Origin of the sequence: Acidovorax sp., from assembly GCF_022763525.1 — a bacterium.
GTDB lineage: Bacteria > Pseudomonadota > Gammaproteobacteria > Burkholderiales > Burkholderiaceae_C > Acidovorax.
Genome location: NZ_JALEGG010000102.1, coordinates 1 through 13,031 on the forward strand (window position 1 = coordinate 1; position 13,031 = coordinate 13,031).

Annotated in this window: 13 protein-coding genes and 1 pseudogene; 6 read left to right on the forward strand and 8 right to left on the reverse strand. The window is 68.0% G+C overall.

Annotation, left to right across the window (positions count from 1 at the left end; all coding sequences use genetic code 11):
• The 4 genes and pseudogenes from MRY84_RS07940 to MRY84_RS07955 form a co-directional block, all read right to left on the reverse strand.
• Nucleotides 1–752 (reverse strand): annotated as a pseudogene (locus MRY84_RS07940) (two-component system sensor histidine kinase CreC); the annotation flags it as partial.
• A gap of 133 nt (nt 753–885) precedes the next feature.
• A complete protein-coding gene (locus MRY84_RS07945) occupies nt 886–1,572 on the reverse strand; it encodes a winged helix-turn-helix domain-containing protein (RefSeq protein ID WP_291505190.1) in 687 nt (228 codons plus the stop codon).
• 151 nt (nt 1,573–1,723) lie between these two features.
• Nucleotides 1,724–2,359, reverse strand: coding sequence for a MarC family protein (locus MRY84_RS07950; RefSeq protein WP_291505191.1), 636 nt, complete (start codon nt 2,357–2,359; stop codon nt 1,724–1,726).
• Between the two features lie 203 nt (nt 2,360–2,562).
• Nucleotides 2,563–3,312 carry an SDR family oxidoreductase gene (locus MRY84_RS07955; protein ID WP_291505192.1) on the reverse strand — a complete coding sequence of 250 codons (750 nt, stop codon included), beginning with the start codon at nt 3,310–3,312 and terminating at the stop codon, nt 2,563–2,565.
• Between the two features lie 102 nt (nt 3,313–3,414).
• Between MRY84_RS07955 and MRY84_RS07960 the strand changes: the two genes are divergently transcribed.
• Both MRY84_RS07960 and MRY84_RS07965 read left to right on the forward strand, forming a co-directional pair.
• On the forward strand, nt 3,415–4,104 hold the full coding sequence (locus MRY84_RS07960; protein ID WP_291505193.1) for a dienelactone hydrolase family protein: 690 nt from the start codon (nt 3,415–3,417) through the stop codon (nt 4,102–4,104).
• A gap of 263 nt (nt 4,105–4,367) precedes the next feature.
• The gene (locus MRY84_RS07965) at nt 4,368–5,234 is read left to right on the forward strand and encodes an amidohydrolase family protein (RefSeq protein ID WP_291505194.1); all 867 of its coding nucleotides are present in this window, start codon (nt 4,368–4,370) and stop codon (nt 5,232–5,234) included.
• A 56-nt stretch (nt 5,235–5,290) separates the two neighbouring features.
• On the opposite strand, the gene MRY84_RS07970 is transcribed toward MRY84_RS07965, so the two are convergent.
• The 4 genes from MRY84_RS07970 to hemB all read right to left on the reverse strand — a co-directional run bounded on the left by MRY84_RS07970 (nt 5,291) and on the right by hemB (nt 10,052).
• A complete protein-coding gene (locus MRY84_RS07970) occupies nt 5,291–6,889 on the reverse strand; it encodes a methyl-accepting chemotaxis protein (protein WP_291505195.1) in 1,599 nt (532 codons plus the stop codon).
• Between the two features lie 66 nt (nt 6,890–6,955).
• A complete protein-coding gene (locus MRY84_RS07975; RefSeq protein ID WP_291505196.1) occupies nt 6,956–7,774 on the reverse strand; it encodes a DUF72 domain-containing protein in 819 nt (272 codons plus the stop codon).
• Nucleotides 7,775–7,833: 59 nt separating this feature from the next.
• Nucleotides 7,834–8,985 carry a magnesium transporter CorA family protein gene (locus MRY84_RS07980; RefSeq protein ID WP_291505197.1) on the reverse strand — a complete coding sequence of 384 codons (1,152 nt, stop codon included), beginning with the start codon at nt 8,983–8,985 and terminating at the stop codon, nt 7,834–7,836.
• 59 nt (nt 8,986–9,044) lie between these two features.
• Nucleotides 9,045–10,052, reverse strand: coding sequence for a porphobilinogen synthase (gene hemB / locus MRY84_RS07985; RefSeq protein ID WP_291505198.1), 1,008 nt, complete (start codon nt 10,050–10,052; stop codon nt 9,045–9,047).
• Nucleotides 10,053–10,431: 379 nt separating this feature from the next.
• Between hemB and MRY84_RS07990 the strand changes: the two genes are divergently transcribed.
• The 4 genes from MRY84_RS07990 to MRY84_RS08005 all read left to right on the forward strand — a co-directional run.
• Entirely contained in the window at nt 10,432–10,860 is a 429-nt protein-coding gene (locus MRY84_RS07990; RefSeq protein ID WP_291505199.1) for a CopD family protein, read from the forward strand.
• An 18-nt stretch (nt 10,861–10,878) separates the two neighbouring features.
• A complete protein-coding gene (locus tag MRY84_RS07995) occupies nt 10,879–11,976 on the forward strand; it encodes a VanZ family protein (protein ID WP_291505200.1) in 1,098 nt (365 codons plus the stop codon).
• 138 nt (nt 11,977–12,114) lie between these two features.
• A complete protein-coding gene (locus MRY84_RS08000; RefSeq protein WP_142149126.1) occupies nt 12,115–12,474 on the forward strand; it encodes a (2Fe-2S) ferredoxin domain-containing protein in 360 nt (119 codons plus the stop codon).
• 96 nt (nt 12,475–12,570) lie between these two features.
• Nucleotides 12,571–13,031 (forward strand): alpha/beta fold hydrolase (locus MRY84_RS08005; RefSeq protein ID WP_291505201.1); only part of this gene is annotated, 461 nt, incomplete at its 3' end.

A 13,031-nucleotide genomic window follows, 5' to 3' on the forward strand; every position in this document is an offset into this window, starting at 1 on the left:
ACCTCGGGCACCGCCAGGGCCGCGGTGGGCGGGGCACCTGGTTCGTGGTGCTCGCCATCCGCCGGACCCTGCACGCTCAAAGCGTAGTCACGCAGGCGGCGCACATTCCACACCATCCACAGCGTCACCGCCACGCCCACGGCGGCCGACAGCGCCAGCAGCAGGAGCCCACCCATGAACACCTTGCGTTCAGCGCGGTCAATGAAGCGCTGCACGGTGCGCGTGGGCTTGGCCACCGTGAGCACACCCGCGATCCGCTCCTGCACATAGATGGGCGCGGCCACATGCATCACGCCGCTGGTGTCGTCGTCCTCCACGTCGCGCGTGGAACGCGCGCCGTACTCGCCTCGCAGCGTGCGCGCCACATCGCGCCACCGCGAGTAGTCGGCGCCCACGGCGCGGTTTTCGGAGTCGAACAGCACACGCCCCGTGGTGTCGGTCACATAGATGCGGTAGTCCAGCGACTGCTTGGAAAACCCCCAGATCGCCGCATCGACAGGCCGCGTGGCATACCGGCGCACATGCTGCGCAAACGGGCTGGCACCGCTGTTGTCCACCCCCGCCGCCAGCCGCCCGGCCGCCAGGTCCTCGCTCGCCAGCTCGGCCAGGATGTTGGCTGTGTCCACCATCATGTCTTCCATCACCTCGCGCACGCTGGGCTTGATCTCGGCCATGAACACGCGCAGCACGAAGAACGCGGCAATGCCGTTGATGAGGAAGAAGGCAAACAGCAGGCGGATGCCCAGGCGCATTGGCTAACCTCGCGTTGCGCGCACGCGCTTTGAAAACGGCGCTGCGCAGGCCATTGCCACCGTGGAACCGGCTTCGCCGGGCCACCAGTGGCGTCCCCCACCGGGGGAAGGCGCGCAGCGACTCAGGGGAGCATCACACATCGAGGCAGTACCCCATGCCCCGGTGCGTGCTGATGTATTCGCGTCCCGGGTCCACCTCGCGCAGCTTGGCGCGCAGGGTCTTGACGTGGGTGTCCACCGTGCGGTCAGTGCTGTCGCTGTCGTCGCCCCAGGCAGCGGCCAGCAGGGCCTCGCGCGAGTGGATGCGGCCCGCGCCGCGCAGCAGGTGGGACAGCAGGCGGTACTCGCGCCGCGTCAGTGGCAGCGGCTGGCCGCGCAGGCTGATGCGCTGGCCGGCTTCGTCGTCGTGAAAGAGGGTGGGCGCGGCGGCGGTCCCATTGCCGTTGTGGCCCGCGCGGCGAAGCAGGGCCTTCACTCGGGCGGCCAGTTCGCGCGGGCTGAAGGGTTTGGTCAGGTAATCGTCGGCACCCAGCTCCAGGCCCAGCACCCGGTCGATTTCCTCGCCATGGGCGCTGAGCATCAGCACGGGCAGGGCGGCCGTGGATGCGGCGTTGCGCACATCGCGCAGCAGATCGAGCCCGCTGCCGTCGGGCAGGCCCACGTCCAGCACCAGCAGGTCGAAGCGGTGCGACGCGATCTGCCGGCGCGCATCGTGCACCAGCAGGCTGTGCGTCACGGCCAGGCCGTCGCGCTCCAGCGCATAGGCCACGGTGCGGGCAATGGCGGGGTCGTCTTCGAGCAGCAGCAGTTTGGTAGACATGTCTCAATCATCTACGGTGCTACGCATCCTGCACCGCCCACGCAACTGGCGCGGCACAGGCGCGGGACGCCGAGCAAGGGCCGCCCCGCGGTGAGGGCGTCGTCCCACTTGGGGGGATGGCGCCGCAGGCGACTCAAGGGGGCCTTCACTTTCAGCGGGCAATCAGGACCGGGAAAATTTTCCCCAGCCCATCGGCCATCACCTCCACCGCCAGCGCGGCGAGGATCAGGCCCATCAGCCGGGTCATCACATTGATGCCCGTCTTGCCCAGCACGCGGGCAATCGGGTCGGCCAGCGCAAAGCACACGGCCGTGGCCAGTGCGATGACCACGCCATAGCCCACCAGCGCGGCGTGCTGCCAGAAGGTCTGTGCGCGGTCGGCATAGATCACCACGGTGGACATGCTGGCCGGCCCCGTGAGCAGCGGGATGGTGAGCGGCACCACGGCAATGCTGCTGCCGGCGGCTGCCTTCTCCGCCCCTTCCTCGTATTCGTTGGTGGTGGGTTTGGCCTCGGCGGGCTGGGCGTTGAGCATGTTCATCGCGCTGATGAGCAGCAGCATGCCGCCACCCACCTGGAAGCTCTGCAGCGAGATGTTGAAAAAGTCGAGGATCTGCAGGCCCAGCAGCGCACAGGCCGCAATCACGCAGAACACGCTGAAGCTGGCCACCTGGATGGTGCGCCGCCGCTGGGGGTATGAAAAACCCTGCGTGTAATGGATGAAGAACGGAACGATGGCCAGCGGATTCACGATGGCCAGCAGGGTGATGAGGGGTTTGAGATCCATATGAGTTTTCCGTTGTTCAGCTTGTCGCCCACAGATTTTCAACCTGACGCTGTCGAAGCCAGTGCCCCCGCGCAAGGGCCGCCGAAGCCGCGTCCGCGTATGCGGCGCTTTGCTTGTGTGCGCTGGGGGCGTCCCCACCCGCTTCGCGCAGCGAAGCGGGAGAGGGGAACCGCGCGAGGCGACTCTGGGGGGTGTCTCTCAATCTACCTGCCTCCAGAGACTTCGAGCAATGACATGGTCGTGTAAGGCGACGCATCCGACATCAGCCACACGATGGCCTCGGCCACCTCTTCGGCGGTGCCGCCGCGCTGCATGGGCACCTGGTGTGCCAGGTCGCGGACGCGGTCGGGCAGGCCGCCGCTGGCGTGGATATCGGTTTCGATGAGGCCGGGGCGCACGGCATTGACGCGGATGCCCTCGGCCGCCACTTCGCGTGCCAGGCCCAGGGTCATGGTGTCGATCGCGCCCTTGGCGGCGGCATAGTCCACATACTGGCCTGCCGCGCCCAGCCGCGCGGCGGCGCTGGAGACGTTGACGATGCTGCCGCCCGCGCCGCCATGCCGGGTGCTCATGCGGCGCACGGCCTCGCGCGCGCAGACGAAGCTGCCGATCACGTTGATGTCGAACATGCGGCGCAGGCGCGCGGTGCTCATCTCTTCCACGCGGGCAGGCACGTCCACCACGCCCGCGTTGTTCACCAGCGCGGTGATGCGGCCCAGTTGCGCGTCCACGGTGGCGAACATGGCTAGCACCTGGGCTTCGTCGGCCACGTCGGCCTGCACGGCCAGGGCAGTGCCGCCGGCAGCGCGGATCTGCTGCACCACCGCCTCGGCGGCCGCCAGGTTGCCCTGGTAGTTCACGGCCACCGCCCAGCCCTGGCGCGCGGCCAGCACGGCGGTGGCCGCGCCAATGCCTCGGCTGGCACCGGTGATTAAGGCAATCTTGTCGTTCATGGAATGCGGTCTCCTGCAAGAATGCCGCATTGGAACAGGTTCTTGCAGCCGCCAACCCATTCCCCAATCACTTTCCTTTCCGCATCACCAAGGAGCCGCAACATGGGTCAATTTGTCGATCTGCATTCTCGCGATGGTTTCACCTTCCCGGCCTGGGTGGCCCAGCCTGACACGGCACCGCGCGGCGCCGTGGTGGTGCTGCAGGAGATTTTTGGCGTGAACTCGCACATCCGCGCTGTGGCCGACCGCTTTGCCGCGCGCGGCTACCTGGCCGTGGCGCCGTCCACCTTCTACCGGGTGCGGCCGGGCGTGGAAATGGGCTACAGCGGCGAGGACATGCAGGCTGGAATGGCGCTCAAGTCGGCGGTCGAGGCACTGCCCGCGCCGGGCGTGATGGCCGACATCCAGGCCGCCATCGACTACGCAGCCGCGCAGAGCGGGCGCAAGGTGGGCATCGTCGGGTTCTGCTGGGGCGGGCTGCTCACCTGGCGCGCGGCCTGCACGCTCAGCGGCCTGTCGGCCGCCGTGCCCTACTACGGTGGCGGCATGACCACGCCGGACGAGGCGGCGCGCCACCCGCAGGTGCCGGTGATGGCGCACTTCGGGCAGCGCGACCATTTCATTTCCATCGACAGCGTGCAGGCCTTTGCTCGCGCCCACCCCGAGGTCGAGGTCCACATCTACGACGCCGACCACGGCTTCAACTGCGACCAGCGCGGCAGCTACGACGAGCCCTCGGCCCGGGTGGCGCGCGATCGCACGCTGGCGTTCTTTGACAAGCATCTGGCTTGATGACTCCCCCTGAGTCGCATGCGGCGCCGTCCCCCGGAGGGGGGGCGCCCCAGTGCACGCTAGCGAAGCGCCGCACCCGCGGCTCGGCGGCCTTTGCGAAGGGGCACTGCCTTGGCCGCGCCGAGTGGAGGCGCCTGGGGGTAGCGATGGAATGTTCGTGTTGGGAGGTTGCCATGGCGTGTCCTGCATGTACCCGGTTATTGAAGCATTTTTGGTCTCTGGCGCTTGTCCATCAAGCGCTGGCAGCTATTATTTTGATAGTGATGAGCGGTGCTGCGCAGAATGCCCACGCCGCCGACTACGCCGGCCCGCTGTTCGATGCCCACCTGCACTACAACGAGGAAGCGTGGGACGGCAAGGCGGGCCCGCATCCTCCATCGGACGTGCTGGCACGCATGAAGGCATCCGGCGTGCGCGCCATCGTGGCCAATTCGCGGCCCAACACCGGGTCGCTGGCGCTGGCCGCCTTGCCCGAGGTGCGCGCAGCGGGCGTGGCCGTGGTGCCTTTTGTGCGGCTGTACCGCAACCGGGCGGACTACACCGGCTGGTTTGCCGATGAAACCATCTACGACATGGTGCTGGCCGAACTGGCGCGCGGCACGGGCTCCGGCCCCTACCGGGGCATTGGCGAATTCCACCTGTATGACAGCGCGAATGCCAACGGCCCCGTGGCCAAAAAACTCATGGCCCTGGCTGAGCAGCGCGACCTGGTGGTGCTGGCCCATGTGGACGATGCGGCCATCGATTTGCTGATGGCCCACACGCCCTCCCAAGGCCAGAAGCTGCGGCTCATCTGGGCGCACACCGGCATTGGCGGCGCGCCGGTGCAGCGCGTGGATGCCCTGATGGCGCGCTACCCCGGTCTGGTGGGCGAGCTGTCCTACCGCCCCGGCCTGGTGTGCGAGGGCGACCAACTGTGCCCTGCATGGCGCGCGCTGCTGCTCAAATACCCCACGCGCTTTGTCATCGGTTCGGACACCTGGATCAACCAGCGCTGGCAGCACTACGAATCACTGATGCGCGGCTACCGCACCTGGCTGGGCGGCCTGCCAGCCGATGTGGCGCAGCGCGTGGCCTGGGGCAATGGCGCGGCGCTGTTTGGTGTGCCCGCGCCGCGCCCGGTGAACTGAGCGAGCGCGAAGGCGGTGGAGTGTGGCGCGACCTGCGCCACCCCCACCTTGTCCCGTCAGGCGGCAGTGAGGCGGGGCGCCCGTGTGGGCGCGGGCCGGCGCAACGGGGCCGTGCTTCCGGCGACCTTGAAGGTGGCAGCGGCCTGGGCCAGCCGGTGGGCCTGCTCGCGCAGGCTCTGGGCGGCGGCGGCGGACTCTTCCACCAGCGCTGCGTTCTGCTGCGTGGCCTGATCGAGCTGCGCGATGGCGCCATTCACCATCGCGATGCCGTCGGACTGCTCGCGGGCGCTGGCCGCGATCTGCGCGACCACTTCGGTCACGCGTTCCACCGAGCTCACGATGTTCTGCATGGCCGCGCCCGCGTCCTGCACCAGCTGCGTGCCCGCGCCCACCTTCTCTACGCTGGTGGAGATCAGCGCCTTGATCTCTTTGGCCGCCTCGGCGCTGCGCTGCGCGAGGCTGCGCACTTCGCCGGCCACCACCGCGAAGCCTCGGCCCTGCTCGCCCGCGCGGGCCGCCTCCACGGCGGCATTGAGCGCGAGGATGTTGGTCTGGAAGGCGATGCCGTCGATGGTGCCGATGATGTCGGCGATGCGGCGGGAGCTGGTGTGGATGTCGTCCATGGTGTTCACCACCTGCGCCACGAGGCTGCCGCCCTGCGAGGCCACTTCCGCGGCCGACGAGGCCAGCGTGCTGGCCGTGCGCGCGGCCTCGGCCGATTGCTGCACCGTGGCGGTGAACTGCTCCATGGATGAGGCCGTCTGCTGCAGATTGGCGGCGGTGTGTTCGGTGCGGGAGGAAAGATCCTGTGTGCCCCCCGCGATCTGGTCGCTGGCGCTGGCGATCTCGTCGCCGGCGTCGTGGATCTGGCCGATCACGGTGGCCAGGGCGTGCTGCATGTCTGCAAGCGCCCGCAGCAGCTGGCCCGTCTCGTCCTTGCCGGTGCTGATCACCGTCGCGGTGAGGTCGCCCCGCGCGATGGTGCCCGCCACTGCCACGGAATCGCCCAGTGGCCGGGTGATGCTGCGCGTGATGACCACCGCCAGCACCATGCCCAGGCCGCAGGTGATCGCGCCGAGCGCGATCAGCCAGTAGCGCGCCTTGTCGTTCGCGGCCTTGATGGGCGTGGCCGACTCATCCAGCGCCTTGCGCTGCATTTCCATCAGGGCTTCCACCCGCGCCATGTACTGTTTGGCGGCGGGGGCGAAGCTGGATTCCAGCAGGGCGTCGGCCTGCTCGGCCTGGCCTTCGCGCCGCAGGCGGATCACTTCGTCCCGCGCCGTGGTGTACTGGCCGCGCAAGGCGCTGATTTCCTGGAACAGAGCGCGCTCCGCGTCGGTCTGCATGAGGCCTTCGACCTTTTTCTGGATGCCGGTCGTGGTGCTGGCCGACAGCTTCTGCTCCTCGGCAAAGTAGGTGGCCAGCGAGGCATCGCTGCTCTTGGCAATGGCCGTGGTGCGGCGCACGGCGGTGTGGATCAGGCGATACCAGTCGGTGATGAGGCGCTCTTTGGCCAGCGGTTGCTCGATCACCGCCTGGGTGGAGGCGGACGCAGTCTGCAGTTGCCATACCCCGAGCAGCGTGCCCAGCAGTGAGAGGGCCAACAGCAAGCCAAAACCCAGGGACAAGCGTTTTCCAATGGCGATTTGATTCATACAAGCAAGTTGTTTCAACGTGCCGCCAAGGGTATTCAGGCCCTCCGATCTGCCGCTTGAGTTGCGTCAACGGTTGTTACGTTTGTTAACGGTGTCGCCCGTGGAGAGCATCTGCATGGCGTGGTGCAAGTCCAGGGCATTGCCAGCTGCGGCGCCACTGGCGGTGTTGTCAAAGATGCACCACACGTGCCGGGCCTCGGTTGCCGCGGCCTGCAGGCGCGCGGCCAGTGCGCGTATGAGCGTCGCGTCGTAGGCCGAGTAATAAATGCGCGGGGAACCGTGCAGCCGGCAATAGACCACGCCAGGCCACCCGCCGGGAGCGCGCCCGGGCGGATGCAGCACCGGGTCTGCCAGCACGCGGCCTGCGTGCCAGCGGGCCAGCAGCGCGTCGGCCTCGGGCGTGAACCAGCTGGCATGGCGCGGCTCCACGGCCAGCGGGGTGGTGGGGTGCAAGCGCCGCACATCGTCAAAAAACGCCTCGGCCACCGCCGCGTCAAGGGCCAAGCTGGGCGGCAGCTGCACCAGCAGGCAGCCCAAGCGGTGGCCCAGGCCCTGCACCTGCTCTGCAAAAGCCTGCTGCAGGGCGCGGGTGCCTGTCAGGCGCGCCTCGTGCGTGATGCTGCGGGGCAGCTTGACGCAAAAGCGAAAGGACGGCGGTGTGGCGGCGGCCCAGCGCTCGTAGGTGCTGCGCTGGTGCGGGCGGTAGAACGAAGAGTTGATCTCCGCCGCCGGAAGGTGCCGGGCATAGCGCATGAGGTGTGAATCCGAGGGGCTGGCCGCGCCAAAGCGGTCCTGGCTGGCGCGTGGAAGGCTCCAGCCAGCGGTGCCAATGCACAGCGGGGCGGCGGCTTTTGGCGGAGTCGTCGGTAAGGGGTTTGCATTCATCGGGCACTTTCGGGTGCGATGCCATGCTGGCCCCATCCGCGCGGGCCGCGGGTAGGAAATTACCGCCGCGTGCGCGAGAGATATTGCTTGCGCCAGAACAGCGCCACCAGCCCGAGGGCGATGAGCACCATGGAGCCCATGGCCCACCAGAAGCCGTCGGCCTTGTGGATGAGGGGCAGGAACTCGAAGTTCATGCCGAAGATGCCGGCGATAAGGTTCAGCGGCAAGAAAACGGCCGTGAGCGCCGTGAGCGTGCGCATGATGTCGTTGGTGCGGTTGCTCTGCACGGAAAAGTGCATCTGCACGGCGGTTTCTGTGCTTTGCTCCAGCCGGCGCACGTGGTGCACCACGCGCTCGATGTGTTCGAGCACGTCGCGGCTGCGCACCTTGAGCAGGTCCAGCTCGCGCAGCGCGGCCGCGGTGTCGGGGGTTTCCCAGGTCTCCAGCGCGTCGATCCAGTCCTGGATGGCGCTGCGCTGGTCCTCGCACGTCTCGTCCAGTGCGTGCAGCGACAGGCGGGCTTCGAGCAGCGAGGTCCAGTTCACGTAGCGGGCGCGGGGCTTGAGCAGCTCGGTCTGCCAATGGTCGAGCTGGCGCGTGAGTTCGCGGCGCAGGTCGAGGTAGCCATCCACCATGAGATTGACCACGCGCAGCATCAGGTCGGCCGGGCTGGTGGGCAGCCGGCTGCCTGCCACGGGGCTTGCCCGGCCCTCGCGCACGTCGCCCTGCGCGGCCGGCAGGGCGGCCAGCAGCCGCGCTGCGTAGGTGTCGCGCACCTGGCAGTCCGTGGGGTGCACGGTGAGCAGCACCCGGTCGAAAACGGCGAAACCCACAGGGCTGGTGTCAATGCGCCGCAGCACGGGCGGGCCGCTGCGCCGCGCAGGCGTGGCATCCGCGGAGGGGGCGGCGTCGGCATGGCTGCCATTGCCAGCATTGCCACCGTTCCCCGCGCCCAGCCGCCGGAACACCAGCAGGTCGTATTGCGAGGTGTAGTCGTAGTGCGAGGGCAACTGCGCATTGAGCAGGTCGGACACATGCAGGTCCACCAGCTGCAGCCCCAGCCACCCCTGCAGGTGCTGCTGGATCTCGGGCAGCCGCAGCTGGAAAGCCGGGCGCGCGCAGGCCACCCACACAAAGCCCTGCGCGGGCAACTGATGGGGCAGGGTGTGGAGTTCCTGGACGCCGCCGCCGTGGATGTGGAAGATGCGCATGGCGCTAGGGCTGTGGTTCAAAAATGCCTCTGGCGCTTGATATCAAGCGCTAAAAGCTATTATTTTTGTAGCAACCGGGCCACGTCGCGCGCAAAGTACGTCAGCACACCGTCGGCGCCCGCGCGCTTGAAGGCCAGCAGGCTTTCCATCATCACCGCATCGTGGTCCAGCCAGCCGTTGGCACTGGCGGCCTTGATCATGGCGTACTCGCCGCTGACCTGGTAGGCGAAGGTTGGCACCTTGAACTCTTCCTTCACGCGCCGCACGATGTCAAGGTACGGCATGCCGGGCTTGACCATCACCATGTCTGCGCCCTCGGCGATGTCGAGGGCCACCTCGCGCAGGGCCTCGTCGCTGTTGCCCGGGTCCATCTGGTAGACGTTCTTGTCCGCCTTGCCCAGGGCGCCGCGCGTGCCCACGGCGTCGCGGAAGGGGCCGTAGAAAGCGCTGGCGTACTTGGCGCTGTAGGCCATGATGCGCGTGTGGATATGGCCCTGCACTTCCAGCGCCTCGCGGATGGCGCCAATGCGCCCGTCCATCATGTCGCTGGGCGCGACGATGTCCACGCCCGCCTCGGCATGGGTGAGCGCCTGCCCGGTGAGGATCTCCACGGTGTCGTCGTTGATGATGTAGCCGGTGTCGTCCAGCACGCCGTCCTGGCCGTGGCTGGTGTAGGGGTCCAGCGCCACGTCGGTCATCACGCCCAGGCCCGGGAATTCCTTCTTGAGCGCCCGCACCACGCGCGGGATCAGGCCGTCGGGGTTCAGGGCTTCCTTGCCATCGGGCGCCTTGAGGGCCGGGTCGATGGCAGGGAACAGTGCCATCACCGGGATGCCCAGCTTCACGCAGTCCTCGGCCACGGGTAGCAGCAGGTCCAGGCTCAGGCGCTCCACGCCGGGCATGGAAGTGACGGCCTCGCTGCGACCCTGGCCCTCGTGCACGAACACGGGATAGATCAGGTCGTCCACGCTCACAGCGTTTTCGCGCACCAGGCGGCGGGTGAAGGCATCGCGGCGCAGGCGGCGCGGGCGGTTCTGGGGGAAGGGGGCAGGGCTTGGGAGATGCATGCTGGAATTATGAAGCCCCCCTGAGCCGCTGCGCGGCTTCCCCCCCAAGGGTGCACTGATCCTGGGAGCTTGCCAGTTTTGGAGGCTGTGCCGGTGGCCCGTGTCGTATAGGTGCAGGCCATAGGCCGGCAGAGGTCGAGGCTGGTGCGTCTTGGCTGCGTTCCTTGGTCGCGTGGTCCCGAAAATGCCGCTTGTAACACCTATCCCCCGGTGCTAAATTGGCGCTGGGCGGCCTGCCGCCCCCCGCTTTCCCTCCCTGAGCGGGGCCCTGGGGTAGCAGCAATGCGAGCCGGGCTTTCCCGGCCCGGCAGTTCTGCCGGGCTTTTTTTTGGCGCCGCCGTGGCGTGGCGTCGCCCAGTGGCGCCTTAAACTGCCTTCCATGCTCTGGGTAAAAGCCTTCCACATTGTGTTTGTCGCCAGCTGGTTTGCTGGACTGTTCTATCTGCCCCGCATCTTCGTCAATCTGGCGATGGTGGCGCCGGGCTCGGCGGCCGAGCGGGATCGCCTGCTGCTGATGGCCCGCAAGCTCCTGCGCTTCACCACGCTGCTGGCCGTGCCCGCGCTCGCGCTGGGGTTGTGGCTGTGGTGGGGCTATGGCATCGGCAGGGGGCCGGGCAACGGCTGGATGCACGCCAAGCTGGCCATGGTGGTGCTGGTCATCGGCTACCACCACGCGTGCGCCGTGCTGCTGCGCAAGCTGGCCGCCGGCAGCAGCCAGCGCTCGCACACCTGGTTCCGCTGGTTCAACGAGGTGCCCGTGGTGCTTTTGTTGATCATCGTGGTGCTGGTGGTGGTCAAGCCGTTCTGACGGGGGCGCAGAGCGCGCATGCACAAGACTTCCGCCTGGCCGCTGGCGCTGATTTATTCGGCGCTCATCGTCTTTGCGAGCCTGTTCCCCTTTGACGGCTGGCGTGCACAGGGCATCGACCCGCTGGTGTTCCTGCTGGCGCCCCTGCCGCCGCCATACTGGACGGGCTTTGACATCGCCACCAACGTCGTCGGCTATGCGCCGCTGGGCTTTTTGCTGGTGCTGGCGCTGTTGCGCTCGGGCTGGCCCCGGGGCGCGGTGCTGCTGGCCACGCTGGCGGGCGGGCTGTTGTCGCTGGCGATGGAGTTTCTGCAGATCTACCTGCCGCGGCGCGTGCCGTCCAACCTGGATCTGCTGCTCAATGCGGGCGGTGCGCTGCTGGGGGCGCTGACGGCGGCGCTGCTGGAGCGCCTGGGCGCCATCGATCGCTGGAGCGATTTCAAGGGCCGCTGGTTTGTGCCGGACGCCAGCGGCGCCATCGTGCTGCTGGCGCTGTGGCCGCTGGCGCTGCTGTTTCCGGCGGCGGTGCCCTTCGGCCTGGGGCAGGTGCTGGAGCGGCTGGAAGCCGCGCTCACCGACGTGCTGGCTGACACGCCCTTCCTCGAATGGCTACCCGTGCGCGAAACCGCGCTGGATCCGCTGTCGCCCAGCGGCGAGTTGCTCTGCGTGATGCTGGGCCTGCTCGCGCCCTGCCTGCTGGGCTACTGCGTGATCCGCTCGGTAGGGCGCCGGGCCTTGCTGGCCTTCATGGTGGTGGCGGTGGGCACCACGCTCACCGCGCTGTCTTCGGCGCTGAGCTGGGGCCCCGTGCATGCGTGGGAGTGGATGGGCCCGCCCGCGCGCGTGGGCGTGTGGGCCGCGCTGGCCGTGGCCGTGCTGCTGCTGGCCTTGCCGCGCCGCGCCTGCGCGGCCGTGCTCCTGGTGGCGCTGGTCTGGCACCTGGCGCTACTGAACCAGGCGCCCACCAGCGCCTACTTTGCGCAGACGCTGCAGATCTGGGAGCAGGGGCGGTTCATCCGCTTTTACGGACTGGGCCAATGGCTGGGGTGGCTCTGGCCGTATGCCACGCTGCTTTATGTGCTGCTGCGGGTGTCGAGGAAAGAAGGCTCCCCCTGAGTCGCCTTTGGCGCCTTCCCCCTCCTTAGCGCGTTGCGCGGGAGGGGACGCACCCGGTGGCCTGGCAAAGCCAGATCCACGGGTGTACTGGCGTTGTGCGCGCCGGTTTCGACGTGCGGTGGTCCGTAAAATGACGAGATGAGCGACACCTCCACCGCGCCGGCCGCCGCGCCCGGCTACTACCAGCGCCACATCTTCTTCTGTCTGAACGAGCGCACCAACGGCGAAGACAGCTGCGCCCACCACAACGCCCAGGCGGGTTTCGACCGCTGCAAAGCCCAGGTCAAGGCCGCGGGCCTGGCGGGGCCGGGCAAGGTCCGTGTGAACAAGGCTGGCTGCCTGGACCGCTGCGCGGGCGGCCCCGTGGCCGTGGTCTACCCCGAGGGCACCTGGTACACGTATGTGGACGCTTCCGACATCGACGAAATCGTCGAGTCGCACCTCAAGAATGGGCAGGTGGTGGAGCGCCTTCTCACGCCTGCGGAACTTGGCCGCTGAATGCGCGTCCATCCACTGCGCTGAGAGCTTTGAATGATTTTGGCCGCTGGCGCTTGTCCATAAAGCGCGGCGAGCTATTAATTTAGTAGTAAATACGTGAATGCCCAAACCGAACGCCTGACCTTGTCCGGCCCTGCCGGCGCCATCGAGGCCGTGCGCGACGCGGCCGCGCTGGCCGATGGTGCTCTAGCACCCCGTGGCGTGGCCATCATTGCCCATCCCCACCCGCTCTTTGGCGGCACCATGGACAACAAGGTCGTGCAGACGCTGGCGCGCGCGTTCGTTCAGTGTGGCTGGACGGCGGTGCGTTTCAACTTTCGCGGCGTGGGCGGAACGCAGGGCGTGCACGACGAAGGCCGTGGCGAACTGCAGGACCTGCTGGCCGTGGTGGAACAGGCGGCGCCCGCCGCCGAAGGCCAGCGCATTGCCCTGGCGGGCTTTTCGTTCGGCGCCTTCGTCACCAGCTATGCGTTGGCAGCACTCTGGCCCACGGGCCGCGTCGAAAAGGCGGTGCTGGTGGGCACGGCCGCCAGCCGGTTCACCGTCGCCCCCGTGCC